Genomic DNA, 23,958 nt, shown 5'->3' with positions numbered 1-23,958 from the left:
CTCGTTGTTCAGTTTTCAAAGAACAAATGACTTCGTTTTCGTTACCGCCATGTCTCAGCGGCGACTTTTATAATATATCACATTCAGCCACATCATTGCAAGCTTTTTTTGAAATTCTTTTTTGTTAATTTCTTGATGAAAGCTTGCCCTTCAAGCGGCGGAATTTAATGTATCACAATCCACGCTTTAAAGTCAAGGTTCGACAACAATTTATTATAAGATCATTTTTTCGCAACTCCAGCCAGACAACAATTCGAGCATATATATACCCTGTCGTGTCTGATTTTTGCAGCCATCCCCAAATTTATAGCGCCTCGGTCGTTCTATGCTAGACGACAGAATACAGCTTCATCTCCAGGTTGCTAAAAGAGCCATCCGGTCCGATAACAGCCACCTCGCGGATATATCCTCTGGCAAGCAGCTTATTAACGAGCAGGGAAAGATCGGTCTCGATCCAAGACAAAGAAGCATGGTCCTGAAGCTCAGTCAGGCTCCAAGGTTCTTCTCTGCTTTTCAGCACCTGAAAGATTAGCGAACTGCAGGACTTCATCTTATCCATCAGAGAAAACTCGCACCCAAGCATAACCAGCTTCAGCCGCTGTTCCAGAGATTCGTCATTGCCTGTAAGCTCCTCATACAGCTTATGAATACCGGGATGATAACGCCGAATTTGGCGCCAGACGCTCGTCTCGGGTTGAACCTGCTTTTCGATAAGCTCAATTCTGGCCCAATGATGCAACGCTCCAAGCGCATTACTGTGAGCATCAAGCAGATTTCTACTCTGCAAATCGTCTCTGGCCTGCAAATAAGTGCGCACAAAGCCTATAAACTCAAAAAGCAGCCTGTGCTCCTGTTGCCCAGCCAAAGTCCCGCCGTGCTGCTGTATTTTCCAAACATCGTCATAATCCAACACAGTTTCACCCCGTACCGGACCCTATACAGATGTATATTGTCCCTTATACTAATCAACCCATGCGTTATGCTGTGAGGCATTTTTACGCACACTTCATGTTTTTCCTTGCTTATAGCGCGGCTTGCCCGTTTAGGCTATAATTGAGTTCTATGGTCTAAATCCATTTTCGACGAATCAGTACCGGTTTCCTGCTTCCGCATGAAGATTTCACTTCGCTCAGAGCAGAATCAGCCACTCCAATTCAATTCAATTGTTTGAACAAAAGGAATGCAACCGGCTAGTCGGCCTGTTTCTCTTTCGTAGCTTCTATAAAGATGTCGTATACAATTCAGATGGAATTAATAACCAAGGGAAGGATGAAGAACATGTTTTTCAAATCCAGTAAAATTAATGAGTTTCGCTTATGGGGCTTATTGCTCACGCTGATCGGGATGGGGCTCATGATTTTTGGAACATCAGGAATTTTATTATGGGGACAAACCGGTAAAATATTTGCCGGAATCTTCATGGTCTTCGGCATGATATTCATGATGGGAAGCATGGCTATTTATTTTTGGGCAGGGATGCTGTCTACAAGCGCCGTGCTGCTTCAATGCCCGGAATGCGATCGACCAACCAAAATGCTCGGCAAGACGGACCGCTGCATGTTTTGCAAAACCAAGCTCACACTTGATCCAAATCAGGCTACTCACTCCCCATCCGGTGAACCGGAGCCAAGTAAAGTATAATCGTCTATTAAAGCAAAGGGCCCCTGGACTAATAAGCCAGGGGCTCTTGCATGTTGTTATATATGCTTGATTATAATTTACGGTCTGCTCTGCAATTCCTTATCGAGTATGTTCCAGATCTGCGGTTTTTGAAAGCTTCTCTGCCAGGTTGCTACGCCAGCCAGATCATACTTTTTGGCAAGCAGCGCCCGCGCCTTAATGGAAACCTCGTCCTCCATCCAGATGCGCTTCAACGCACCGCCTTCTGTGTATTCGATATAATTTTGCCCGACTTCCGACTTGAATTCCGGCTTAAGCTGCTTTTCCGCAATCAGCTTCTCTACTGTCTCCATGCCAATTGCTTTGGAAGATACTTTTCGTTTCCCGTCTTCCCCGCTCTCCTCTGTCCATACCCGCGTATAAAGTGGAATTCCGAGTACAAGCTTTTCCGGCGGCACTTGATCCTCTTCCAAAATCCGTTTTACCGATTGCTCAACCCATGGCAGCGAAGCAACCGAGCCCGCTACAGGACTCGCAGCCCAGTGCTCATCATAGGCCATCACCATCATGAAATCGACAACTTTGCCGAGCGCTTCGCGATCAAGAAAGGCCGACCACATTTCACTGTTTGATTTCGGCGTGACGTCGATGGATACCACCAGTCCCTGTTCATGCAAAAGAGGGGTCATCTCTCTGACAAACTGGACGAGATTCTCCTTGTCCTTCGTGTGCACATTTTCAAAATCAATATTAATCCCCTGCAGCTTATAAATTTGAGCGTAAGAGAGCAATTGCTTAATCATATTCAGACGCGTCTCGTAGTTGGCCAGTGCTATTGTCGTCAGATCCGGCTTGAAGCTGTTGCTGAAAAGCGCCCATACCTGCATGCCCCTCGCATGCGCCCAATTTACATACGCCATATCCGCTTTGCTGCGCAACAAGCCTGATTCATCAGCCAATTCAAACCATGTCGGACTAACGACATTAACGCCTTGCAGCTCTCCGATTTTTTCAAGATCAGGCTGGCGGTTGTAGATGGCCTCCCAGGTCATATTGATTTTTTTACCGTACAACTTCCATGCGATGAATGGCTGAGCTTCAGCTTGCTTGGGAATCGACTCGATACTCGTTAAGGATATGCCGGATTTGGCAGCATAACCAACATAACCGGAGGCGTTCTGCACTTTGTACCAGCCTTCCTCTTCTCCCCAAATTCTGAGCTCGGCGCCAGCCTGCAAGCTTTCAATAATCGGCGTCTTAATGGCGGGACCCGAACGCACCGAAATTTCCTCCTTCGTTACCACAGCCCGCTGAATAAGCTCGTCCGGCAGATGAAGCGTCACAATGGACGAATCTTTCGTATAATCAATTTGCAGTCCGAACAGCTCCTTAAGCGGTTCAATCGGCAGATAGACGCTATTATCCTTCTTATGTGCGGCAAAACTGAGCTTGAACGGCTTTTGGTTTATCGTCGCTGTAAGCGCCTCGGTCTTGAAATGAACGACTTTATTTTCGGTTGTTAAAATAATGGAGTCGTTTGCTTCTTCATAGCGGACAGGCTCCTTGGAGCCTAGCACTGTCTGTACTGCATCAAGCGGAAGCTTCACACTCTCTCCGTCTTTATCCACAATCGCCCCATATCCCAAAGCTTCTCCTTTATAGAATAAAGGGTATTCCTCTTTGAATACCGGAACAATCCGTTCGAAGCTGGGAACATAATTCTCCCATACCCAATACGCCCCTCCTGCCAATACACCCAAAAAACATAAGAACAAAAACCCCCTGAATCCACGTCCCTTCCTTCTTCGCGGTGGATGAGCGCGCATCGTCTCCAAAATAATCACTCCCCTTGATGATTTTAACGACTAATCGAACTTCAAAAAACGCGCACAATAGGCGCAGCTTAAACCTGCTCCTGTCGTACGCGTTTGATCATTTCAAAAATTATTGAATCCGGCTGGAACACGTCTGGCACAGTCCATAAATTTCCATACGGTGTCCTTCTACGACGAATCCCGTCTCCTTCGATGCTACACGCTCTACTTCCAGCAGAGGCGGATAATCAAAATCCACGATTGTGCCGCATTCCTTGCATATTGCATGATAGTGATCCGACAAATCGGCATCAAACCGGCTGGAATCATCACCATAGGTCAATTCGCGTACGAGACCTGCCTCTACAAAGAGACGTAAATTATTATAAATAGTTGCAACACTCATACTGGGAAATTTCGGTGAAAGCGCCTTGTAAATCTCATCTGCCGTCGGATGAGTCAGCGCATCCATCAAATACGTTAAGATAGCGTGCCGCTGAGGGGTCATGCGGACGCCAGTCATCTTTAATTGTTCTAATGCTTGCTGGACACTAGCACCCATAGCTTCCACGCCTTTCTAGGTTCAAAAATAGTTCTCTTGCGTTCAATTTATACAATTTAATAATAATTATTATTTATTAGAACTATTTTACGTGTTAGGTTTGACATTTGTCAATGAAAGCGCGATTTCTCTACCTTTCAAATTTCTCCAAATAGATGCTGCTGTTGGCGTTAATGTAGATGTTGTAGTCCCCGTTCCCGATTGTGCCGGTAACTTTTTTATGGCTGACATCGAGCGGAAGGCTCGTCATGATTGAACCAAAGGTGACCCCGCCAAGCACATTGTAATCACCATCCTCCGGGAGAATAAGCCGAATTTCACCGATTGCGCTATCGATGTCCCATGGCCCGCCGACCGTGGAGGTGGCTACCGAGATGCTGCCGTTTAAGGTGTCGGCCTTAACAGCGCCGCCTGCTTCCGCAATGCGAATCTGGCCGTTTTTCGTTGCTGCTTCTGCATCGCCTGCTACCCGCAGTAAGGTAATGCTGCCGTTCACAGCTGATATGCTTGCATCTCCGGCAATTCCGGCAGCTACTATATTACCACTCTCGATGACCAGTCTCGCTTTGCTTTGCAACTCCTTAACCTCAATGCTGCCGCTCTTCACTTTCGCTGTGACCCCCCCGGCAACCTCGTACAGTTTCAACTGCCCATAAGCAGCATCGACATCCAGACCCTCTGTTAGCATAGAGCCGTCGATATCCATGGTCCCGTTCGTGATTCGCACTTTCATTTTCAACGGGCGGCCGGGATCCGGCTGATCAGGAAATGAATCTTCATTCACATCGGCATTCAGACCCACATTTCCATTCATGGGAGCCGTCTTTTCCAGACTGTCCACCCGCTTAGCAGCCTTGGGAACATACACGATCAAATTAATACGCGGCATTTGGTTAAGATTCTCGCCGTAAAGCTCGCCCTTCCCTTCAATAACAAGCCTGCCTCCCTCTTCTTGTATCTCTGTCTCGACTGCTATGGCAGCCTGCTTGGCAGCTTGTTGGTCCGGGAGATCGATCCAAATCTCCGATTCCACTTTCACCTTGGTATCTTCAGTAGGGAGAACGCGCAAATTACCGTTTGTATTTACAATATCGATTTGTTGAATCGTATCCCCGAGCTCCGCATAAAGCGGTTTGCCGGCAAAATGGTGTCCCTTCTCCTCTGTAAATCCGCTTATTTCATTATAGTTCGTCGTCCACTGATCCAGCCAGCGAAATGGAATCTCTGCCAGCTCCGTTACCGCATATATCGATACAGAGAGGATAATAGCAACAAACAAGCCAATCCAATCCGTGGACAGCCGTTTCTTCCCTCGTCTCATCCACATGCTGATGAAAGTAATCTCTACCCCCAACAGAACAACAGCGGCAGGCCACCACTCGGCCACAACGGCCCCAGCATGCAATCCCGTCCAGATGTCCATGAAAAGCAGAATGCCAAGCGTTAAAAACGACAGCGCCGCTGTAATCCGTCCAAGCCGTATTCTCCCTGCTGTCAGTCTCCAAATAAGCCAGAACCCGAGAGCCATGAGAGCTGTGCCTGGCGCGTATGCCCCCGCCAGAGCCAAACTTCTCTCCACAAATGGCGGCGTATGCAGCAAGACGAGCAACACAACCCCGGCCAGAGCCAATACAAACCCCTGGAGTGGAGTAAACAGACTGTCTGGACCCTCCTCTATGGATTTGACCAGAAGCTGGAGCGCATCGTAAACACTGTAAAAATAAACAGACGGAATTAACAGCCCCAAAAAAACAAGCAATAACAGATGGCTGTCTCCTGCGGTATTCGCGTAATAAATCATCAACATGACGGCAAGCACGCTAAGGATAAGCAAATTCAACCCCTTGGCTACCCGTCCTAACAGCATATGCCCGCCGCCCGGAATCAAAAATGCAAGCAAAATTGAGCTTGCCCGTCTTCCTAAAGATAATGGATGATGTTTTTCCATACTGATCACACTCGCTTTGTCCCTTGCAGCTTCCATCATTTTAACACGTACAATTTACAAAAATCCAAAGCAATTATTTGGACTCACAGCAGTTAAAGCCTGATTTCTTGCCAAACTCCCTTTATAACTAAAAAGGCATTCCCGCCATCGTCTGGGGAAATGCCTTTCATCATGAAAATTAAATGCTGTTAACTTTCTTGGAAAAAGCAGTCGCGAAAGTCTATCTTAACGACTCAGACATTCCTGCAACAGCTTATTAGCCAGGGCAGGATTGGCCTTTCCTCTGGATTCCTTCATTACTTGTCCAACGAGGAAACCAATCGCCTTGTCCTTGCCAGCGCGAAAATCTTCCACAGATTGCGGATTTGCGGCAACAACTTTCTCAACGATGGCCAAAATGGCACCTTCATCGCTGATTTGCACCAGCCCCTGCTCCTCTACGATCTGCTGTGGCAGCTTGCCTGTTTCGAGCATTGTCTTGAATACGGTTTTGGCAATTTTGCTGCTGATTGTGCCCTTCTCCAGCAGACCGATCATTTCACCAAGCCCTTGGCCGGTAATCTTCACATCGTCCAGTTCCAGGCTGTTGGCATTCAAATATCCGAGCAAATCGCCCATTATCCAGTTGGATACCGCCTTGGCATCCTTGGTATAGTTCAGGCTCTCCTCGAAGAAATCCGCCAGCTTCTTGGAGGAAGTAATGACGGCTGCATCATACGACGGCAACCCCAGTTCGCTGGCATAGCGCACCTGACGTGCATCCGGCAACTCAGGGATGGAGGCGAGAACTCTGGTTTTCCACTCATCGTCAATATAGATCTGCACCAAATCCGGGTCCGGGAAGTAGCGATAGTCATGCGCTTCTTCCTTGCTCCGCATCGAGATCGTCTTGCCCTTGGCCTCGTCCCAGCGGCGCGTCTCCTGTACTACAATCCCGCCGCCGTCCAGCACCTCTGCCTGACGCCATTCTTCATACTCCAGACCGCGCTGTACGCCACGGAAGGAGTTCATATTTTTGAGCTCGGTACGGGTTCCGAGCTTCTCTTGGCCCCACGGACGAATACTGATATTGGCATCGCAGCGCAGCGAGCCTTCCTCCATCTTCACGTCGGAAACTTCACAATACAGCATGATAGCCTTCAGCTTCTCCAGATAAGCCTTCGCCTCTTCAGGCGTACGAATATCCGGCTCGGAGACGATTTCCACCAGTGGCGTACCGACACGGTTCAGATCGACAAGCGAGGCATAACCGCCGTCAACATGCGTCAGTTTGCCTGCATCCTCCTCCAGATGGAGACGGGTAATCCCGATCCGCTTCGTCTTGCCGTCCACTTCAATATCAATCCAGCCGTTCTCGCCGATCGGCTTGTCATACTGTGAAATCTGATAAGCCTTTGGCGAATCCGGGTAAAAATAATTTTTCCGGTCAAATTTACTTTCGGTAGCAATCTCGCAATTAAGCGCCATTGCCGCCTTCATCGCATACTCTACGGCTTGTCTGTTCAATACAGGCAATACGCCCGGATGTCCGAGACAGATCGGGCAGGTATGCGTATTCGGCGCTGCGCCAAAGGATGCCTTGCAGCCGCAAAAGATTTTGCTCTTGGTATGCAGCTCCACGTGCACCTCAAGACCCACTACCGTTTCATATTTGGTCGATTGTGACATCGCTTGGTTCCTCCTGCTTCTTGGTTTCCGACTCTAGCTAACACTTACAGCTGCGGGCGCAATTTATGATGCTCGGTATTTTGCTCGAAGGCATGCGCTACGCGCAGAACCGTTGCCTCATCGAACGCCTTGCCGATAATTTGCAGACCAACCGGCATATTATCCGCCAAGCCGCAAGGAATACTGATTGCCGGCACGCCTGCAAGATTGACCGGAATCGTGCAAATATCATTCAAATACATCGTTAGCGGATCACCGACCTGCTCGCCGATTTTGAACGCAGTTGTCGGCGCAGTTGGTCCGATAATGACATCAAATTGCTTGAACACTTCATCAAAGTCCTGTTTGATCAGCGTCCGAACCTTCTGCGCCTTCAAATAATAGGCGTCATAGTAGCCGGAACTAAGCGCATAGGTTCCCAGCATGATACGGCGCTTGACTTCCGGTCCGAATCCCTGACTGCGTGATTTGCGGTACAAGTCAATGAGGCTGTCAGGGTTGTCCGCCCGCACGCCGTAGCGAACACCGTCAAAACGCGCCAGGTTTGACGAGGCTTCCGAAGAAGCCAAGAGGTAATAGGTTGCAATCGCATATTCCGTATGCGGCAGGGATACTTCCTCCCAGGTTGCGCCCAGCGATTCGTATACTTTCAATGCTGCCAGGACGGACTCCTTGACCTTCGGATCGATGCCTTGTCCGAGATATTCCTTCGGCACACCGATTCGCAGGCCTTTCACATCGCCGGTAAGAGAGCTCGAGTAATCCGGAATCTCGACCTTGGCTGAAGTCGAATCCAACTCATCATAGCCTGCGATTGCTTGCAGGACATAAGCAGAATCCTCGACATTTTTTGTAATCGGTCCGATCTGATCGAGCGATGAGGCGAAAGCCACAAGCCCAAAGCGGGATACCAGACCATAGGTCGGCTTGAGGCCGACAACACCGCAATAGGAAGCTGGCTGGCGAATGGAGCCGCCTGTGTCAGATCCCAAGGAGAAATAAACTTGGCCCGCAGCAACCGCTGCTGCCGAGCCGCCGCTCGAGCCGCCTGGCACATAGTCGGTATGCCATGGGTTGCGCGTCGGGTAGAAGCTGGAGTTCTCATTGGAGCCGCCCATTGCAAACTCGTCCATGTTCAGCTTCCCGATCGTTACCGATTGCGCCGCTTTCAGCTTGCGCGACACAGTAGCATTGTAAATCGGATTATAATTGCTTAAAAACTGACTGGCACAAGTGGTCAGCAAATTTTCGGTAACGATATTGTCCTTAATTCCGGCAGGCAAGCCAAACAGCAGACCGCACTCCGCGCCACTTGCAAGCTGGTTGTCCAGCTCTGCAGCATCTTTGCGAGCCTGCTCTTCATTTAAGGTCAGGAATGCCTTGATCTCAAAATCGGTATCCGCAATTCTCTTGTAAGACGCTTCAACAAGCTCCGCAACAGATACCTCCTTGCCGTTAAGCTTGCTATGTAAATCCTGCAGGCGCAAATCAAACGTTGATGCCAACAGTGATTCCTCCCTTCAATATCTGTCGAATCTATTCCAATACTGCCGGAACTCGGAATTGTCCATCCTCTTCATCCGGCGCATTGCGCATTGCTTTCTCTACGCCGACGGACGGACGCGGCACATCCTCGCGCATCACATTAGTAATCGGCTGGACATGGCTGGTCGGCTCTACATTGTTTGTATCCAGCTCTCCCAGCTTCTCCGCATATTTCAAAATGGCATTCAACTGGTCGGTGAATTGCTCTTTTTCTTCCTCTGACAGCTCCAAACGGGCCAGTGCAGCAACATGCTCAACATCCTTAATCGTTATGCTCATGAATCGTGTTCCTCCTTTGCAAGCCCTATACTCAATGTTCCCATTATAGCCTAGAGAAGGCTCCAACTCAATAAACTCCGCTATAAACAGCAGTGCCCGCTCCATTCAGAACATTCTGGATAGAGCGGGCACTATGTTAACGGCTGTGCGGTTCTTGGCAAGTACAGTTAAATCCAGGCCTTCAGATTAATTTGTCTGACAAAATCTTCAGGCTTGGTAATCGTTGCATGTCCCTCCGCCACTTCCTCTTCATTAGCATCCCCATTCATAATTCGCTTGAATAACGCTTCATTATGAGTCGCAAGAGCAAAATCAATCAGTGCTTCCCGCTCGATCCGGTCAATCTCTTCCTGGACGAGCAATTCCTCCAGCTCAAGATCAGAACCGGGAACGAAAAAGTTCTTGTTCACCTTCGGAATCCGCACCACGTAATCAAACGCATTATCGGGATTCCGGTCATACGCGATTATATACCCGTACTCCCCAACGGGGAGATTCTGTTCAAATTTATCGTCGACAACGATGACTTTCTGGCCTAACTTCCACATCGCCATCCGCCCCCTATCTTAGCAGTTCGTAGATTCTTGTATCTATCCTACTAAAAAAAGATAGCGGTGTCCAATAGTAGAATCCCTGTCCGTGTTCCGGTAACAACCGCAAACGGCTTGATCACTAACTGGCAACTACTAGTTATGGATCATTAACAGCGAAACCGTCTACGCTCGCGGCAGCTACTGAATCGGTAGTATAATCAACTCTTCCTTGGAACGTGTAAGCGCAAGCGGTCCTCCTTCGGTGATTATATAGGTGTTCTCTATGCCGACCACCCCTCTGCCCGGAAAGGTGAATTTCGGCTCTACTGCCAGTACCATCCCCGCCTCCAGCGGATTGGCGAATCCCTTGGCCAGAACGGGCCATTCATCAATCTCAAGGCCAATGCCGTGACCAAGAAATTTCACCCGGTCTTCGCCATAACCCATAAAATGCTCGGATAATCCGGCATCGGCAGCCATCTTCAACGCTTCCGCATACAAGGCATCTGCTGGTGTACCTGGTTTCAAGGAGTTCTCAACCGCTCGGATGATATGTACAGATACCTCATAGGCTCTAAGCAGGTCTGCAGGCAAATCACCGATAACCGCGGTTCGGGTCTGATCTATTACATAGCCGTCCATACAGCAGCCAATATCAATTAATATCGGCTCGTTGCGCGCAAATGTCTTGCGGCTTACACTTTGGGGAGCTGAAGGACCAAGTCCTCTGCCCCCTGCCGGACCGTCAAAGTAGGAAGACTCTGCCGCAGCCGCACCCGAACCTACCATTCCCGTAATCACTTCCTGATTGTATCCGCGCATCCGCATCAGCCCAATATGGCCGCGTACCCGCAGTTCGTGCTCCAGACGGGCCATCCATTCCAGTTCGGTCATCCCTTCCCGCAGATACGGCAGGGCAGCCGTCAACGCTCCATCGACGACCTCAGCCGCGGCGGAAATTCTGCCAAGTTCATATGGAGATTTCACCATTCTGATTCGACGGATCAGACCTGAGCCGTCTACCAGTTCAACCTTAGTGCTGCTTGCATTCAACATTTCGGATAGCTTCAGGTAGACTTGGGTCGGCAACACGTCCAACTCTGTTCCGATCCTCACCGGACCAATGCCGCCAAAGAGCTTCGGGTAGTCAGCAGCCAGTGTCCCGGCAAAATTGCGAAACGAGCCGAGCGGTACTGCCCGGAAGGATGATTCACTGATCGCCCTGGCAACACTTCTCCGCACGTAGTAGGTTGGTTCTCCCTCTGCCGGTATCAGCATGTAGCCTGTCTGCATAGAGCCAGTCAAATAATATAAATCCACATTCTGAGTTGCGAGGAACGCGTCCAGTCCCGCCTTGCGCATGGCATTTTGCAATTTGCCGATACGGCCCGTGCGTTCACCCCTGCTGTCAGCCTGCCAATCGAGCTTCATTCTCTCTTCACTCCTGTTCCTTAAGTTCCCTCCCTCCATTACAGCAATTTTATCCAGTCGCGTCAACTTGCCAACAGCTCCGCCACCCCCTTGATATTCCACTCAATCGGATCAAGTACCGTGAACGCGCGAGGGTATTTCAACTGAGCAATGATGATTACGCCCGGTCCTTGCAACGTGACCTCAAACTGATAGTCAGGCGCGCTGTACCTGTAGGGGAAGGAATGATCCCCGTCAATGATATCAAAGACCATAATTTCCGGCTTTTCCTTGAGAAGCGATCCCTCTATCGGCTGACTCTCGCTGTCCAGTAGCAAATTATAGCTTAAGTATTGCATCGCTTTCTCTCGCGCAGCTTCCCGGTCAATGACCAGTCTCCCCGAAGCAAGCTCTGCCTGATCAAGCTGTTGCGCTGCCGCATGAGCCGCCCGATTAACCGCATGCTTACCCTGAAACAAGGTCTGGATCGCCATCTCTTCATCCAGCTGAAGCACATGCAGCATCATCCAGACCACCATCAATAAGGGAATTAGCAGCAGCTTGTACATCCGGCAAAAAGTCTCCCTTCCTATCTGATAAACTCGCTCATTTTCATACCTCTCGCGCTCATAAGCGTGTCGGGGGAGGGTGGCGTCAACCCGATCAAACGGTCAATTTCCAATAAGCGCTCATATGGATAGCGGATGGTCAAGATCAACCCGGTACCTCGACGCAACGGAGCTGCAGAATGATCGGCAGGCAGGCCGCTTGTAGAGGAAATCTCATAAATAACCGCATCTGGATCGAGTCCCAATGCCTCCAGCCGGGACCTGGATTGCTCCACCATGGCACTGCTGATATAGCCATACTCGCCGCTGGCCCCGACCTCCAGCAAGTAATCGACTTCCTTCTGCAGCACAGCCTGCCGCACAATAAATACATGCTTATAAATAGGGGAGAACATGAACCAGCACATTGTTGCAGCCAGCAGCACAAATACAAGCAATGACTTCACGGATCAATCCCCTCAATCATCCGGCTCATCCTCGATCCGCTCCCGTTAATCAATTGCTCTGCTCCCCCGTCTCCCCTGAACGAATCCGTATAAATGACAATGATAGCAGCAATCAGCAGCACACTGATTAGAATACTCCGCATGCCAGGCAAGCCTCCTCTCATGCTGCGGATTACTGCGGAGCAAGCGAACCAATTTTCGCATTGGCATCTGTGCCCTGCTTTTGAATTTGCGCCTGTGTTCCCGTATTGCTCTGTGTAATGATGCCATTGAACAGAACTACTACGACTACAAGCAACATCACGGTCATCAAGATATTTCTCATTAGAAGCTCACCTCCTTTCACCAATTGCGTAATTCTGAAATGATTTATTATCTGAAATGATTTATTAATTGAGGGATTGGAACAGCTTTTGCGTTTCCTGAACCCAAGGATAAATAAAAATTTGAAACATATAGAGGATAGGCACGCCTGCAAGCACAAACAGCAGGTAGGAGGCCGACTCTTTGCGGCTTTCCTTGGCAAGATCCAGCTTCTCCTTATAATCCTGAATTCGTTCTCTCAGCAGGCGGTAGTATTCCCCGCTCTCATGCAGACGGAGGGAGTTGATGGTCTCGACAAAGCTGAGTCCTTCTTCTGTTCCAATACGCAGCTTGAACCGTGTCAGCGCTCCTTCCGCGTCATGATACCATTCGCCCAACAACCGCTGAAGGTCGCTGCGGAGGACACGGGCATATGGCAGGCAACGCATCAGCTTCGTATGGATGTTCAAGGATGAGCCTGACAAGTAGAGCAGTTGATTGCTGATCGTATAAATCTCCTTCGTCATCCGCCCTGTCCGCCAACCTTTCATACTCTGCAGCCAAGGCTTGTCAAACATTAGGAGCGCAGCGCTGGCAAAAGCACCGGCGTACCATAAAGGCTGCAAGCCCAGCTTGTATCCGACTGCCGCAGCGGCGGGCAGCAGCACGAGCAGTAGCTGTCTAAACAACAGATAGAATGCGGGATCTCCCACATAGCCGATTCCGGCCAGCAATCCTTCTCTCTCCTTGAAGGCTTTGCTATCCCTTCCTAACCCCAGCCAGCGCAAAAGAGACTCTGGAACGCGAGCTTGCTGCCCCGACCGGCCGGAGGAAAGATGCAGCCACCTCGGTCTTCGCGTAACAAAGACTCTTAGCAATGCAAAGGCAGCAATAAAACCCAGCACATACTGCCCGGCAAGCGCAGCCCACAACATATATTGTCCGGTAACCAAAGGCGCAACTTCCTTCCTTTACATTTTTTTGCGGGACAGGTAGAGACCCATAACAAAAGAAATAAATATGAGTGCGGCCGCATTTAGCAACATATCCCGCCCCTGAGGGTCCAGCACATAATAGTAATAAGCCTGATCCGGGTTATAATGCAGGTTAATGCCGATAAACAGTGCCAGGAACAAAATTGGGGTAAAATTAGCAATCCGAATTTCCAGCAACCTGTTCCGTTCCTGCTGATTGGCACGCCTTGCCTTACGCATGTCGGTAATCAATTCTTTGAGATTATCCCCTACAGGATGGCCCTCCGCGAGCGCAACACGTAAAATCTGGGTGTAGTAGTCCGCCCATACATGACCAAGGGAAGCTGAAAAAATTCGCAAACTGCTCTCATCATCGCCGCGTACGGACAAATTGCGATACAGTTGCTCAAAAACGCCCTGAATCGGGCCTAGCAACCGCTCCTCTTCGACCGTACGCTGCAGGGCGCTCCGAATTTGACGCTCCCCTGTAATCAGGTAGCACTGGTAAAACAGCTCTACCGCCGGCAGGAAGTCGAGTTGCGTCTTAAGCTGCCTCTGGACAAGCGACATGCGCAGCCATAAATACGGCGTTGCCCCCAGCAGCATGGCGAGCAAAACAGCTCCCTTTGCACTGTGAAATAGGATAATGCCGCTGACCATCCCGGCAACGAATAGCAGCACGCAAAGCAATACGAACCCTCCGGCCTGCAGCGGCCAGCGCATCGATTCCAGCAGGTCCGATAGATGACGGTGCGGCGCTTCATATCGGGAAAGCCAGCGCGCAAACCGACTGATGAGCCTTCCGTTCCGCTTGTAATTCAGCCTGTCCTGCCTGCTCTCCAACTCTGCCATGGCGTTGAACAACAAATACAGCACGCCGCATAGCAGAAAGAAAAGCAATGTTCCATGTATAACGAGAATAAAACCAATTCCCATCAAATCAGCCTCTCTTTAAGCTGTGCCATGCTTTTCCGAGCGATGTTGGATGTTGATCCGTAAGCTGGCCGCCCGGCAATTTCGTGAAACACCCACGTCCCTTGCTTCCTATCGTAGTGAACCCATTCTTTTACCTCCGTCTGGCCGTTAGTCCAATACAGGCCGCCGATTCGGACAATGCGCCGCTTGCCGTCGACCTGGCGCATCTCTATACCAACCTGGGTCACATATTCCGTGATCCGCTTCATCAGCCGCTCCGGATTCATCGCCCTGCCATCCAGCATACACATATCAGTTATCGCCTCAGGCACATCCTCAAGCGTATTCGCGTGGACTGTGGTCATACTCCCGGAATGCCCCCGTGTACAAGCTCTGACATAAATATTGGCGTCTTCATCCCGGATTTCCGCATGAATAATCCTTTGCGGCGACTGTCGGAGGGCCAGCTTGAACGCCTGTGGCGCATTGTGCAGACCATCTTCCTCATCAGTCTCATATTCCACAATATTTTTATTCGGGAAATCCCGCCGCAGCCTCATTTCCAGACGATTCTCAATGGTAACAATGCGTTCCTCATCCGGGAGCTCGGCAATTAGTGATTTGATTAGATGCGTCTTGCCGGAATTGGTCGGACCGATAATGACCACATTGAAGCGGGAAACCAGGATATGCCGGATCAGCTCCAGCATGTGTTCATTCATCGTCTGCACCTCAGGACTGCATAATGCCCGCAAATCAAAATGCCGTACTGTATAAAAGCGCAAGGTCAGCGTCGGCTCCGAGGTAAACCCAAAGCCGGTCATGGTCACCCGCGAACCGTCAGAGAGCATCACTTCCGCCCAACGTTTACGCGGATTAATACGGTCATTATTGTAAAGCACCAGATTTTGCTGAATGCGCTCCACATCATGCACGTTGTCAAATGAATATGAAGAAGGCGCAGCGTGGCCGCCCTTGACCTCGAATATTTGCGTGCCGACGACCTGAATTTCCTCCAGTCCTTCCTTGTGCAGCAGTACCAATTCCAGCACATTCAGGCCAATCACTTCAGCAAATAATGCTTCGGCAAGAGTAGGGTAAGGGTGATTGTAACCGGCAATTTGATGGACGCGATGCCGAATCAGGCGATCAGTAATCATCGCCAATACTTCTTCCCGTTCCTGACGGAACCCGAGCACGGCTCTATTTAACCGTTCATTATGCTGTCGTCGCTCCTCCTCCGTGCTTCCGCGCGGCGCTGCAAGATAGCTGCGGATATCTTCGGCGAGCTTGCTGAACTCCTGTTCCGGCCGATGATCGGTTGTAGCCGGTCCACGTTCTGATTTTATCTGCTCCAGCCCGAGCCGGGCCGCATACTCCGATGGGGAAAACCGACTCTCTGTTGAGCGTTCGTTCATGAGCCGGCTCCATTACGAATCGCTGCCAGCTTCCGGAACCACGGCTGCTTTTGCTTGTCCATACGTCTTGGAAGCAAAAGCTCGCGAGCAATCATCTCGGCTGTCGGCTGCATCGCCTGACTGCCCTGCTTGTCTGATTTCAACCACTCCTCCATTCTGCCGCTGTCCAGTTGCATCAACATGGATTCCGTTAGTTTGAATTGCCCCGCCAAGGGGATGCCGATTTCTCTACGAATGTCTCTCACTGGAAATCCTCCGTTTCTCCAAGGGGGAGAAATAATAATGCCTCTGTATTCAGTTGATGGAACTCCAAATAGGGGAGATACCTGCCCAATCCAGCGCTGCGCGTCCTCTTGAAAACTGGAAAGCGCAGCAGTTGTCGCGAGTATTCGGAGCGCCGCCCTGCGCATGACAGTAATTGTCGCGGCGTTATCCCAATATGCGCTCACATCCGCCACCACAACAGGGTAGGCTTGCTGCGCCGCTTCCAGAAGTCGGTCAATATCGCCGGGAGTGAAGTATTCCGCCTGATCTCTGAACATATTGCCGAACAGGACATGAAGCTGCGGACAAGTCGGCACTTGGTAGGCTGCACCTGCCAGCTTGCCGGCGTTCATCGAACCTGATAGCAGTTCTGGACGCAAATGATCCAGCGTCATCCCAGGCCGGTCCACGCCAAGGTAGCGGTGAAGCTTGGCGCTCTTCAAATTCAAATCCAGAAAGAGCACCCGTCCTTCATTGATTTCCGCCAAGCGGTACGCTGTTGCAAAGGCAGCAGATGTAGTCCCGATATTGGGGGTGGTCCCGATAAAACTGATCAATGGCTGTGCAGGAACCGTCATTGCACCGCCTCCTTCCCCTTCATATCCGTCAGTTCAAGCGATAGAGGACTAAAAGCGATGACCAGCTTGGCGTCTCCCGAATTGCACAGCCTGTCAATTTCCAGCCACTGTTCCTCTGTCAAATTCAAATTGATATAATCGATCATTGCATTGGCATCGCGGCGGGAAGCATACATCCCTTCCACATTGCCGTTAGCCATAGACATCATATTGGATTTGTTCAGGTCATCGACTTCCTGATTGCCAGAATTCTTGACCGAAGCGACGGTGACCAGTTCCCTGAACAGACGCAGCGAGCCTTGCTCCTGTCCGGACAGGTACACAATGACCCGGTCCCCGGCACGGATGCCGTTGGATACAGACAGGATATATCCTTTTGGAATCTGAAAGGTAGCCTGATCCCTGGCTGGCAATAACCTGTAAGGGCTGATCTTCCAGCCCAAAACCGGCTCGCCGAGACCAAGCGGCACTGCTGTCTCCCTCCCAATTACTAGAGCGGGGTCGATGATCATCTCCTCCCCGTATGATGCCTTGGTCATTTTTTTGACTGACAGCATGTCTCCCGTAATCCGTTCTCCTGTTGCAATAAACCTGCTCGGCACAATCACCTCTACCGTCTCCTGAAGGTCAATTTGCCGCACCTGCAGCTGATACATCCCATAGACGAGCAAGGCTGACAACGCCGCCGCAATTAATCCGATGAGCACATTCCGTTTGCGGTTCATTACGCCTCCTTTGCAATAAGCCAACCCGACACTAGACGCCTGGAACGCAAAAAAGAACGCAGCTAGGGCATAACCCTTGCTTGCGTTCTTCGCATAGCGGTTGCTTATATAAACGATAGTATAATTAGATGGTGTTATAATATCAGTTTTTATTTCATTTGTCTACAGTAATTTCCAAATCGTAATTTCCAAGCAAACCTGCAAAAAAGCTCGGCACTTCTATAGCTGCATGAAGGGCTTCTCATCATCAATCGAGCAAGGTTCTGCATAGATAAAGCCGATACAGAGATAGCACAGAGCGTTACTTAAATAGCAACAGAGTGTTACCGGCTCCGTTGGATTGCATTATTCGTCAGCATCCTCCCACTTTTTCGAGTACGCCTTGTTCGTGGCCCATATCGTCACCCATATTATAAATACCGTAATAATGCCGGCAGCAACCCACACACCTGCAGGTACATCCATTTGCACACCCCTCCTTGTTCCGAACCCAAAGGCTGCTCGTTCTGCTCGCGATATTTCAGTCCGCCATGAATGAAGTCTGTAGCCAGTCAATGAAAGACGCCCTCGATTGAGGCAATTGCCTGAGTAGGAAATGAGAACTTCATCATGGTCTCTATAAATTATGAAGTTGTTGCGGACATAAAGCAAGGAATTACTTTGTCGTGATGCTTCCAGGTTAGAAAGCGGAAACCTCCAAACGACAGCGGGCCAAAGCGCAGATCAAAACAAAAGGCCGCGGCATCCACGGAATTGTCGTGAATACTGCGGCCTCATTTGACATGAAGCTTCATGCGTCATATAACGGGTGTCTGACTTTTGCTGGTTGCTGGGAGGCAACGATTTAAAAATCGATAAGCCCCACGCTGATTTGCAGCGCTTCGTCAACTTTGCGCATCGTCTCATCATCCAGATGCGTAATTTTATCCGTTAATCTCTGTTTATCAATCGTCCTGATCTGTTCCAGCAAGATGACCGAATCACGGTCAAATTCATGAGTTGCCGCATCAATCTCGACATGAGTCGGAAGTTTGGCCTTTTGAATTTGTGCCGTAATCGCCGCTACAATTACAGTGGGACTGAACCGGTTGCCGATATCATTTTGAATGACTAGAACTGGGCGCACTCCACCCTGTTCAGAACCGACCACCGGAGACAAATCAGCAAAAAACACATCGCCTCGTTTTACGATCAAGCTCTACACCCCGCTTACAAGACGGCCGAGCGTGCTGTCGGCATCTTCCTCCGCTTGAAAGGCTTCCGACGCCATGTTCAAGTTGATTTTCGCCATTTCCAGATAACCCCGCTGCATCGATTCCCTGATTTGCCGCTTTTTCCGTTCAATCAAATACAGCCTCATGGCCTGCCGGATAAACTCGCTTCGATTCGAATTCTCTCTTGCCACAATTCCGTCCACTTCCTGAAGCAAGTGATCCGGCAAGCTAATCATGATTCTTTTGGTGTTCTGCATATTGGCCACCAACTCGCACCTCCAAAACATTTCCGAAAAACCTATTCCCAGTATTTCGCTAAATGAACCTAATTATACACCTAACGCTAACCGCTGCCATTCTGCCATGGCATTGCAGCCGCTTCTTCCGAAGAAAGATACGCCCCAAAAAGGCTGAAACGTATACGTTCTCATACTTCGAACATATCTATGCACAGCTTATAGCATTTATGTTGTACTGCAATGAAGACGTTAGCATCAGCTCGATGCTTGCCATCTAACATACCCTGATCTAATAGTTCGTGCTTCATTGCGAAAATCCTTTTCCAAACGACAAAAAAATATCTGGTAAATGAGACCAATTACGTCATCGCAGAGTTCTGTACGGCAACCAGTTTTCCATTTTTGACATACACACGCGCCACACGAGCTGCGAGCATACAAGTAACCTCATAATTAATCGTGCCAAGCAAAGAGGCAATTTCCTCTACTGTAATCTGCTCATTCCCCTGCCTGCCATAGAGCACAACCTCTTCCCCTTCTGCAACCGGAGGCTGTTCTGGGTCAGCGACGGCATCGAGAGAAATCATGCATTGATCCATACAAATTCGTCCCCTTAGCGGTGTTCTTCGACCACGCAGCAACACCTGCGCTTTGCCTGTCAACATTCGCGAATATCCGTCGGCATAGCCGATCGGCAAGGTTCCGATACGTTCCTCCTCAGCGGCCGTATAGACAGTACCATAGCTGATTCCCCAACCTGGCGGAACCTGCTTCACCATGATGACTTCCGTCTTCAGGGACATCACCGGCTCAAGCTGGATGCGCTGCTGGTTCACCTCCTCCGAAGGATACAGACCATACATGCCAATCCCCAGTCTTACCATACCGCCGACCCATTCCGGCGTCTCTATGCCTGCCGCGCTGTTGCCTGCATGCATAATCGGAATGTTCCAGCCCCGGCGCTCAACATAGCCCGTTATGTGGGAGAAGCGCTCATGCTGCAAGGTTGTGTACGTTTTATCCGCCTCATCCGCACTCGCAAAGTGCGTAAACAAGCCTTCGACTTCTATACCCGGCGCATTCATTGCCTGCTCCATGAAGGACTGCCAGGACTCATGGGGCATCAAACCAAGGCGTCCCATACCTGTATCAATCTTAATATGCACCTTGATCCGCTTGCCTGAACCCGGGAGAGCAGAAGCCGCCTCCAGCACATCCTGACGGAACAAAGTAATTGTTATATCGAGTTCTCTGGCAAGCTCGACCGCATCAGCCGGAACATACCCCAATACAAGAATCGGGGCTGTAATGCCCGCCTGCCGCAGACTTACAGCCTCATCCAAAAAAGCAACGCCTAAATAATCGACTCCGCACCGTACAGCCTCCCTGGAAATTTCCACTGCGCCATGTCCATAGGCATTCGCCTTCACAGACGCCATCAAAAGTGTTCCTGCAGGGACGGCTTTGCGGAACGCGGCCAAATTGCGCGCCAGCGCATCCAAGGAAATTTCCGCCCGGGTTGGCCGATAGTAATTCATCAATATCTTCACCTTCTCTTCCGACAAACCCATGTAGACTTTATGTTATACGGTTCGACAAGGACTGTCAATGAAGGAAGGCAAGGAATGTTCAGGTACGTATTGGTGGACAAGGTTGTCGCTTCCACTGTATCCGCGGGTACTTGTCGACAGCTTTATTTTTCCAGCGGCTGTACGGATTGAGCGACCTTAACCATCTCCTGTTCTCCCAGATTTGCACTGGTAAGACGGTACTCGACCCCTTCGGAAATCCAGCTCAGCGTACGCTGCTCCTCCCCGGTTGCAAAGCCAATAGTGAAGCCTAAATCCACCGTCCTGCTTGGCACGACCGAAGCAGCTTTATCCTTCGGCTGCGTCTGAATCAGCGTATAATCATAAGCACCGGTATAGCGGATTAAGAATCCGGGATTGCCGCCATACACAATTTCTTCCATATCCTTTTCAACAACACCCTCTGGCAAATATGTCGGCTCCATCAGCACCAGTTTGTCGCTTGGTTCGGCAGACGCCTTGCCTCCTGTCGGTTCGGCTCCGGTCTCGTCCGTCTGACCCGTCTCCGCTCCGCTATCCGGTGCGCCCTCCACTTCATCCGGGGTTATTGCCCCTTCCGTATGGCCTTCGGACGGTTCCGTTCCTTCAACCTTCGGCTCAAGCGCTGTCTGTCCCTTCTCGCCCTTGCTTTCCTCGTATTCTCGTGTTGCAGCCTGCATGTTTTTCTCCATATCGAAGGCATCCTTCTCGAAAGCAGATCCAAACTCAAAGGAATTAAATTTCACTTCGACGACCACTGTACCGTTGGCATCGCTCACCTGAACGTGATCCGGTCGGTAATCTTTTTTGTTCAGCCATATCTTCTGACGCGCCAATGACCCGTTCTGATAATTCGCCATCACATCGAATACATAAGCCTCGTTCTCTGTAGTGAATTGTCTGGAGTTATCCAACCGGATGCTCTCGACAAGCGTCTGGTACAGGTAGACTTGCCCCTGATTTTTCGGCCAGTCGCTCTGGAAGCGGAAGCTCTTGTTCAGATGCGGCGTCAGGACAAATACACCGTCATCGTTGCGCAAAACAATTTGCGAGATGTCCTTTTCTTTGTTTTTCAATGCAATGCGATAAAATTCCGGCTTCTGATACCATACTTCTACTTGATATTCCAAAGGCTGCTGTCCGGTCAACAGGGTCAACGTGCCCGAGCCCTTGTAGCTCTCCAGGTCGCTTACAACTTTCCCTAAATCTTTTACTACCGATTCTGCATCCTTCGTTCCGCAACCGGCAAGCAGCACCGATACACTAACGATTACGGCTGCGATCCATTTGATGCGACGCATGAAATCATCCCCTCTGCACATGGTTTTAACAGGCTGATACCATGTCTATGAGAGAACTTGGCCAATTATGCGGACTAGATTGACGAGCTCGGGAACTTGGCCAGCCGGAATTCAGATCCCCTGATAACAGGCGGGTGGCTGGCAGCCAAAAGTAAGGCCGCAGCCAGCTTCACCATGGAAGCAAGCTGCGGCCTTAAAATAATGAGACGTTATTCCTCCACAACGCCAAGCGCCTTGTTCTTCTCCTTGAACCGCTCATTATGGGATGAGACATAAGCCATCGAAGGAGCCTCAGGGTCCAGGTACAGCTTGGCGCTGTTGACCGCAAGGGCTGCATCGGTGAAGGCTCCGGCGATAAATGTAATTTTACTGTCATAGGCAGCAAAATCGCCTGCACTGAAAATGCCGGGCAAATTCGTATTCAGCTTGGGACCGACAAAAACATTCCACTCATCCATATCCAGTCCCCAGTCCCTGATTCCACTGAAATCCGCCTTCAACCCGTGATTGACAATAACAGCATCAACATCCAGCTGCTGCGTTTCTCCGCTTTCAATATGACGAATCGTGACTTGTTCAACAGAATGTCCGTTGCCGCTGTACAGTTGGGAAACTTCATAAGGGGTCAAAACGTTGACCGATGAATGTTTCATCCGCAGCACGTTCTTCTCCAGACCTCCGAACTGGTCGCGTCGATGAACAACGGTGACCTGGCTTGCGATTGGCTCCAGTTCATTCGCCCAGTCTACGGCGGAATTTCCCCCGCCTGAGATCAGCACGCGCTTGCCTCTGAAAGGCTCCAACTCCTGCACCGTATAGTGCAAATTGGACACCTCATAGCGCTCTGCCCCTTCCAGTTCCAGCTTCGCCATCCGCAGAATGCCGCGGCCAATTGCCAGCAAGACCGTACGGGTCCAATGCAGTTCTCCAGTAGCTGCCGTCAATATGTAAGTGCCGTCTTCCTGACGCTCCAGCCCGGTAATTTGCTGCCCAAACACTATAGTTGGATCGAATGTCCGGGCTTGCTGAATAAGTTGGTCAACCAGCTTCTCGCACAGTATCGGGGTCACACCGCCGACATCCCAAATCATTTTCTCAGGATAAATGAGCATCCGCCCGCCCAATTCTTCCTTGGCGTCAATCAGCTTTGTCTTCATATCTCTCATTCCGCTGTAGAATGCCGCATACATGCCCGCCGGGCCGCCACCGATAATCGTTATATCAAAGAGTTCCAGTTGCTCCGTCAACTCCGTATCCTCCTTATAAACTATCAAGTCAAAACTGAACTGAAAAACATTATCATTAATGATTGCAGATACTTACGATTGCTCCAACATGGACGAATCCGAACTGCAAATCTTTTTTCCCCTGCCATGCACGGTATACTGTTTATTAAAATGATACTCATTATCATTTATAATAAAACAAAAAGAGCTCTCCTTCAACCTTTGTTGAAAAAATAGCTCTTTCTAATCGTTCGGATTGAAATCGGACTGGCTGATAATATGTCGTGCAGTCGACATCCCCTGAATGACAAACTCAGTCTGGCTTTCTTTTTGGCTGGCAGTAACAAACGGATTTTCCATTCTCCGATCACCTCTCATTTAAATTAAAAAGCCGCTTTTTTACATCTACATTCTGACCTTCTTGGCGCCTCTCATGACTTGGAAATCCTGAATTGTATAAATCCCTGTTATATGCTAGAGTTACATGGGGGCAAGCGAAATTTAGCCTGATAAAGCCTGATGGCTCTGGCAGGTTGCCTGTGCTGAAATAACCGGACACGGGATAAGAAAGCGCCTGATTATCATTCGTATGGGGTGGTGATATAAGATGATTCAGGTTAAAGAATTTGTTGATACAGATTCCCGTCTTGCAGAAAAATCTGCCAATGAGTTTCTGGCTACGCTCGACGAGCAGCAGGTAGTTGAAGTCTGCTACGGCAGCATGATCAAGCAAAATCCGAACCAGCTCAGCTCACAAAGGAGCTCGATTCTGGTTGTATATAGAACAGCCAAAGGCTAGCTCTCATAACTAAAGAATATCAAGGAACCGCAGTTCAGGG

Annotated in this window: 25 protein-coding genes; 2 read left to right on the top strand and 23 right to left on the bottom strand. The window is 49.8% G+C overall.

The window, feature by feature from the left end; genetic code table 11:
* Window positions 1–328: 328 nt before the first annotated feature.
* The gene (locus JFN88_RS09540; protein ID WP_233167648.1) at window positions 329–910 is read right to left on the bottom strand and encodes a hypothetical protein; all 582 of its coding nucleotides are present in this window, start codon (window positions 908–910) and stop codon (window positions 329–331) included.
* A 368-nt stretch (window positions 911–1,278) separates the two neighbouring features.
* Between JFN88_RS09540 and JFN88_RS09535 the strand changes: the two genes are divergently transcribed.
* Window positions 1,279–1,641: a YgzB family protein gene (locus JFN88_RS09535; protein ID WP_199019094.1), complete on the top strand. Its 363-nt coding sequence runs from the start codon at window positions 1,279–1,281 to the stop codon at window positions 1,639–1,641.
* A 77-nt stretch (window positions 1,642–1,718) separates the two neighbouring features.
* Here the strand turns inward: JFN88_RS09535 and JFN88_RS09530 are convergent, their stop codons facing one another.
* From JFN88_RS09530 to JFN88_RS09425, 22 genes are all read right to left on the bottom strand, one after another.
* Window positions 1,719–3,395, bottom strand: coding sequence for a glycosyl hydrolase family 18 protein (locus tag JFN88_RS09530; RefSeq protein ID WP_332908458.1), 1,677 nt, complete (start codon window positions 3,393–3,395; stop codon window positions 1,719–1,721).
* 169 nt (window positions 3,396–3,564) lie between these two features.
* Entirely contained in the window at window positions 3,565–3,996 is a 432-nt protein-coding gene (perR, locus tag JFN88_RS09525; RefSeq protein ID WP_199019093.1) for a peroxide-responsive transcriptional repressor PerR, read from the bottom strand.
* Between the two features lie 130 nt (window positions 3,997–4,126).
* Window positions 4,127–5,944, bottom strand: a complete 1,818-nt coding sequence (locus JFN88_RS09520; protein ID WP_199019092.1) for a DUF4097 family beta strand repeat-containing protein — start codon at window positions 5,942–5,944, stop codon at window positions 4,127–4,129.
* A 225-nt stretch (window positions 5,945–6,169) separates the two neighbouring features.
* On the bottom strand, window positions 6,170–7,612 hold the full coding sequence (gene gatB / locus JFN88_RS09515; protein WP_199019091.1) for an Asp-tRNA(Asn)/Glu-tRNA(Gln) amidotransferase subunit GatB: 1,443 nt from the start codon (window positions 7,610–7,612) through the stop codon (window positions 6,170–6,172).
* Window positions 7,613–7,656: 44 nt separating this feature from the next.
* A complete protein-coding gene (gene gatA / locus JFN88_RS09510) occupies window positions 7,657–9,117 on the bottom strand; it encodes an Asp-tRNA(Asn)/Glu-tRNA(Gln) amidotransferase subunit GatA (protein ID WP_199019090.1) in 1,461 nt (486 codons plus the stop codon).
* 31 nt (window positions 9,118–9,148) lie between these two features.
* On the bottom strand, window positions 9,149–9,436 hold the full coding sequence (gatC, locus tag JFN88_RS09505; protein WP_199019089.1) for an Asp-tRNA(Asn)/Glu-tRNA(Gln) amidotransferase subunit GatC: 288 nt from the start codon (window positions 9,434–9,436) through the stop codon (window positions 9,149–9,151).
* A 167-nt stretch (window positions 9,437–9,603) separates the two neighbouring features.
* Window positions 9,604–9,984, bottom strand: coding sequence for an ATPase (locus JFN88_RS09500; RefSeq protein ID WP_199019088.1), 381 nt, complete (start codon window positions 9,982–9,984; stop codon window positions 9,604–9,606).
* A 183-nt stretch (window positions 9,985–10,167) separates the two neighbouring features.
* Window positions 10,168–11,400 carry a M24 family metallopeptidase gene (locus JFN88_RS09495; protein ID WP_199019087.1) on the bottom strand — a complete coding sequence of 411 codons (1,233 nt, stop codon included), beginning with the start codon at window positions 11,398–11,400 and terminating at the stop codon, window positions 10,168–10,170.
* Window positions 11,401–11,462: 62 nt separating this feature from the next.
* Entirely contained in the window at window positions 11,463–11,948 is a 486-nt protein-coding gene (locus JFN88_RS09490) for a hypothetical protein (protein ID WP_199019086.1), read from the bottom strand.
* Window positions 11,949–11,968: 20 nt separating this feature from the next.
* Window positions 11,969–12,394, bottom strand: a complete 426-nt coding sequence (locus JFN88_RS09485; protein ID WP_199019085.1) for a hypothetical protein — start codon at window positions 12,392–12,394, stop codon at window positions 11,969–11,971.
* The gene (locus tag JFN88_RS09480) at window positions 12,391–12,537 is read right to left on the bottom strand and encodes a hypothetical protein (RefSeq protein ID WP_199019084.1); all 147 of its coding nucleotides are present in this window, start codon (window positions 12,535–12,537) and stop codon (window positions 12,391–12,393) included. The genes JFN88_RS09485 and JFN88_RS09480 overlap by 4 nt, the downstream gene beginning before the upstream one ends.
* 29 nt (window positions 12,538–12,566) lie before the next feature.
* A complete protein-coding gene (locus JFN88_RS09475) occupies window positions 12,567–12,719 on the bottom strand; it encodes a hypothetical protein (protein ID WP_199019083.1) in 153 nt (50 codons plus the stop codon).
* 64 nt (window positions 12,720–12,783) lie between these two features.
* Window positions 12,784–13,650 (bottom strand): hypothetical protein, encoded by an 867-nt coding sequence (locus JFN88_RS09470; RefSeq protein WP_233167646.1) that lies wholly within the window; start codon window positions 13,648–13,650, stop codon window positions 12,784–12,786.
* Window positions 13,651–13,668: 18 nt separating this feature from the next.
* On the bottom strand, window positions 13,669–14,607 hold the full coding sequence (locus JFN88_RS09465; protein ID WP_199019082.1) for a type II secretion system F family protein: 939 nt from the start codon (window positions 14,605–14,607) through the stop codon (window positions 13,669–13,671).
* A complete protein-coding gene (locus tag JFN88_RS09460; protein WP_199019081.1) occupies window positions 14,607–16,004 on the bottom strand; it encodes a CpaF/VirB11 family protein in 1,398 nt (465 codons plus the stop codon). The genes JFN88_RS09465 and JFN88_RS09460 overlap by 1 nt, the downstream gene beginning before the upstream one ends.
* A complete protein-coding gene (locus JFN88_RS09455; RefSeq protein WP_199019080.1) occupies window positions 16,001–16,846 on the bottom strand; it encodes a CpaE/TadZ family protein in 846 nt (281 codons plus the stop codon). Before JFN88_RS09455 ends, JFN88_RS09460 begins: the two co-directional genes overlap by 4 nt.
* Complete coding sequence (locus JFN88_RS09450) at window positions 16,843–17,571, bottom strand: SAF domain-containing protein (RefSeq protein WP_199019079.1); 729 nt, start codon at window positions 17,569–17,571, stop codon at window positions 16,843–16,845. The genes JFN88_RS09455 and JFN88_RS09450 overlap by 4 nt, the downstream gene beginning before the upstream one ends.
* Before the next feature lie 844 nt (window positions 17,572–18,415).
* On the bottom strand, window positions 18,416–18,766 hold the full coding sequence (locus JFN88_RS09445) for a type II toxin-antitoxin system PemK/MazF family toxin (RefSeq protein ID WP_020618872.1): 351 nt from the start codon (window positions 18,764–18,766) through the stop codon (window positions 18,416–18,418).
* Window positions 18,767–18,769: 3 nt separating this feature from the next.
* On the bottom strand, window positions 18,770–19,051 hold the full coding sequence (locus tag JFN88_RS09440) for a CopG family ribbon-helix-helix protein (protein ID WP_028563293.1): 282 nt from the start codon (window positions 19,049–19,051) through the stop codon (window positions 18,770–18,772).
* A gap of 332 nt (window positions 19,052–19,383) precedes the next feature.
* Window positions 19,384–20,565, bottom strand: coding sequence for an alanine racemase (gene alr / locus JFN88_RS09435; protein WP_199019078.1), 1,182 nt, complete (start codon window positions 20,563–20,565; stop codon window positions 19,384–19,386).
* A gap of 152 nt (window positions 20,566–20,717) precedes the next feature.
* Window positions 20,718–21,893 (bottom strand): outer membrane lipoprotein-sorting protein, encoded by a 1,176-nt coding sequence (locus tag JFN88_RS09430; RefSeq protein ID WP_199019077.1) that lies wholly within the window; start codon window positions 21,891–21,893, stop codon window positions 20,718–20,720.
* A 209-nt stretch (window positions 21,894–22,102) separates the two neighbouring features.
* On the bottom strand, window positions 22,103–23,140 hold the full coding sequence (locus JFN88_RS09425; protein ID WP_199019076.1) for an NAD(P)/FAD-dependent oxidoreductase: 1,038 nt from the start codon (window positions 23,138–23,140) through the stop codon (window positions 22,103–22,105).
* Window positions 23,141–23,726: 586 nt separating this feature from the next.
* Between JFN88_RS09425 and JFN88_RS09420 the strand changes: the two genes are divergently transcribed.
* Complete coding sequence (locus JFN88_RS09420) at window positions 23,727–23,918, top strand: sporulation protein Cse60 (RefSeq protein ID WP_199019075.1); 192 nt, start codon at window positions 23,727–23,729, stop codon at window positions 23,916–23,918.
* Window positions 23,919–23,958: the final 40 nt, after the last annotated feature.

It is taken from the genome of Paenibacillus roseus, from assembly GCF_016424485.1.
Classification (GTDB): domain Bacteria; phylum Bacillota; class Bacilli; order Paenibacillales; family Paenibacillaceae; genus Paenibacillus_D; species Paenibacillus_D roseus.
The sequence above is the reverse complement of the archived record's forward strand: the minus strand, read 5'-3'. Positions and strand labels throughout refer to the sequence as shown.